This window comes from Rhizobacter sp., from assembly GCF_031412495.1.
In the GTDB taxonomy this organism is placed as follows: domain Bacteria; phylum Pseudomonadota; class Gammaproteobacteria; order Burkholderiales; family Burkholderiaceae_C; genus Schlegelella_A.
The window spans coordinates 1-2,382 of sequence record NZ_JANODC010000278.1; the positions used below are offsets into that span (position 1 = coordinate 1).

5 protein-coding genes are annotated in these 2,382 nt (G+C 67.2%); 3 read left to right on the forward strand and 2 right to left on the reverse strand.

The window, feature by feature from the left end; translation table 11 throughout:
- Window positions 1-107: 107 nt before the first annotated feature.
- Window positions 108-935, forward strand: a complete 828-nt coding sequence (gene minD, locus AC30N0_RS10485; RefSeq protein ID WP_489517860.1) for a septum site-determining protein MinD — start codon at window positions 108-110, stop codon at window positions 933-935.
- A gap of 4 nt (window positions 936-939) precedes the next feature.
- Complete coding sequence (gene minE / locus AC30N0_RS10490; protein WP_489517861.1) at window positions 940-1,203, forward strand: cell division topological specificity factor MinE; 264 nt, start codon at window positions 940-942, stop codon at window positions 1,201-1,203.
- Between the two features lie 37 nt (window positions 1,204-1,240).
- On the opposite strand, the gene AC30N0_RS10495 is transcribed toward minE, so the two are convergent.
- Window positions 1,241-1,417 carry a hypothetical protein gene (locus AC30N0_RS10495; protein ID WP_489517862.1) on the reverse strand — a complete coding sequence of 59 codons (177 nt, stop codon included), beginning with the start codon at window positions 1,415-1,417 and terminating at the stop codon, window positions 1,241-1,243.
- 132 nt (window positions 1,418-1,549) lie between these two features.
- On the opposite strand from AC30N0_RS10495, the gene bamE reads away from it, so the two are divergent.
- Window positions 1,550-2,020: an outer membrane protein assembly factor BamE domain-containing protein gene (bamE, locus tag AC30N0_RS10500; protein WP_489517863.1), complete on the forward strand. Its 471-nt coding sequence runs from the start codon at window positions 1,550-1,552 to the stop codon at window positions 2,018-2,020.
- A 195-nt stretch (window positions 2,021-2,215) separates the two neighbouring features.
- Here bamE and AC30N0_RS10505 read toward each other — a convergent pair whose 3' ends face one another.
- Window positions 2,216-2,368, reverse strand: a complete 153-nt coding sequence (locus AC30N0_RS10505; RefSeq protein WP_489517864.1) for a DUF1615 family protein — start codon at window positions 2,366-2,368, stop codon at window positions 2,216-2,218.
- Between the last annotated feature and the right edge of the window lie 14 nt (window positions 2,369-2,382).

Below are 2,382 nucleotides of genomic sequence, written 5' to 3' on the forward strand. Positions count from 1 at the left end.
CATCGCGCTGGCGCGGCTCGAGGCCGGCGAGCTGGTGGTGCGATCGCTGTCCCAGCGCGCCTGACACGCACTTTTTTCGCACACTTTCGAGCACAGGACCGCACCGCATGGCCAAGATCATCGTCGTCTCCTCCGGCAAGGGCGGCGTCGGCAAGACCACCACCAGCGCCAGCGTCGCTTCGGGTTTGGCGCTGCGCGGCCACAAGACCGCGGTGATCGATTTCGACGTCGGCCTGCGCAACCTCGACCTGATCATGGGCTGCGAGCGCCGCGTGGTCTACGACCTGATCAACGTGATCCAGGGCGAAGTCAACCTTTCGCAGGCGCTGATCAAGGACAAGCACACCGACCACCTCATGGTGCTGGCGGCTTCGCAGACGCGCGACAAGGAGGCGCTGACGCAGGAAGGCGTCAAGCGCGTGCTCGACGAGCTGGCCGCGATGGGCATGGAGTACATCGTCTGCGACTCGCCGGCCGGCATCGAGACCGGTGCGCTGCTGGCCATGCACTATGCGGACGAGGCGATCGTCGTGACCAACCCGGAGGTTTCGTCGGTGCGCGACGCCGACCGCATCCTGGGCATGCTGGCTTCGAAGACGCAGCGCGCGATCGATGGCGGCAAGAACGGCGTCGAGCCGGTCAAGGAACACCTGCTGATCACGCGCTACAACACGGCCCGGGTGGCCGGCGGGCAGATGCTGTCGATCGACGATATCCAGGAGATCCTGCGCATCCCGCTGCTCGGCGTGATCCCCGAGTCGGACAGCGTGCTGAACGCGTCGAACCAGGGCGTGCCGGTGATCCACATGAAGGGCAGTGCCGTGGCCGAAGCCTACAAGGACGTGATCCGCCGATTTCTCGGCGAAAGCCGCGAGATGCGCTTCACGCAGAAGTCACGCCCCAACCTGTTCCAGCGCCTGTTCGCCAGGGGCTGATGCGATGTCGCTGCTTTCCTACCTGTTCGGTCCCCGCAACGCCTCGGCCCAGATGGCCAAACAACGCCTGCAGCGCGTCCTCGCCGCCGAGCAGAGCCCGCGGGCGGCACGCCGGCCCGACTACTTTCCGGCACTGCAGCGCGAGCTCCTCGGCGTTGTGTCGAAGTACGTCAAGGTGCAGCCGCGCGACATCAAGCTGCGCTTCGAGCGTGACCGCGAGACCGATGTGATCCGCGTCAAGATCGAGCTGCGTCAGGCGCGCATTTGACGCACGGCGATGGCCGGCAGGGGCTGCTGCTGGTCGTTCAAGCGGGAGAGTCGGGCAAGCGCAGCAGCTCGGCCTGGCCGCCGCTGTACGGGCCCATGCCGACAAATCCGTAGGCGGCGCCGGTGTCTTCTTCGAGAGCCTCGTCGATCAGTTCTTCGCCAATGGCCTTGCGCCCGCACGGGTAGAAAATTTCCTCTTCAATCTGCGCATGCACGGTCAGGCGTTTCGTCCTCGGACAGGGCGTCGTATTCGATGAACATCGCTTTGACGGCCTTGTGGTCGCCGTCGAGCAGGTCCACTGCGTGCAACCCGCGTTCCCGAACCCCTAGACCCTGAAAGAACCGGCATGAATCGATTCAGCGTCCTCATCGCGGCCACCCTCCTCGTCTCCGGCTGCGCGCTGCGATCGCTGGAACCCGGCGCCCCGATCGAATCGGCGCGCGAGCGCCTGGGGCGACCGGCAGTCGAGCATGCCCTGCCCGACGGCGGCCGCCGCCTGCTGTACCCCATGGGCTTGCAGACCTACGCGCTGGAGTTCGATCTGCAGGGCCGGCTCGCGCGTTCGGAGAACGTGCTCGACGAGGCGCACTTCGCGCGCATCGCGCCGGGGATGTCGCGCGACGAGGTGCGGCGACAGCTCGGCAACCCCAGCCGGGTCTGGGGCGTTCGCTATCGCAACCAGAGCGTCTGGTCGTACAGCTTCGACGACCTGTTCTGCCGGCAATTTCACGTCGGCCTGACACCCGAGGGCGCGGTCGACGACACCAGCTACGGCCCCGACCCGCGCTGCGAAGAACGGCGCTTCTTTCCCGACTGAAGTGGAGCCCCCAAGCTCGCTTCGCTCCACGCGAAGCCAGAGGCTTCGCTAGCTTGGCCGTCCAAGTCCGCGCAGGCGGACTTGGAGCCGCGGCCCGCGCCCCCCCGAGGGCGCCGCCCGCCAACGGCCCGGCAGAGCCGGTTCCGTGGCGGGAAGCTTGGTTTGCGCAGCGGCGTGGCGAGCTGAATTGCCTGCTCAACCCGCCTTGGCAGCCGTGCGGAACAGGCAGCGCCGGTAGCGCTCCTCGACGCGCTGGGCGAACCAGGCGGTGGTGAGCTTGCGCGTGATCTTGGCGCCGGCGAGCTCGATCTGCGGCACCTGGGCGCGCGGCAGTGGCTTGCCTTGCAGCTTGTCTGCGAGCG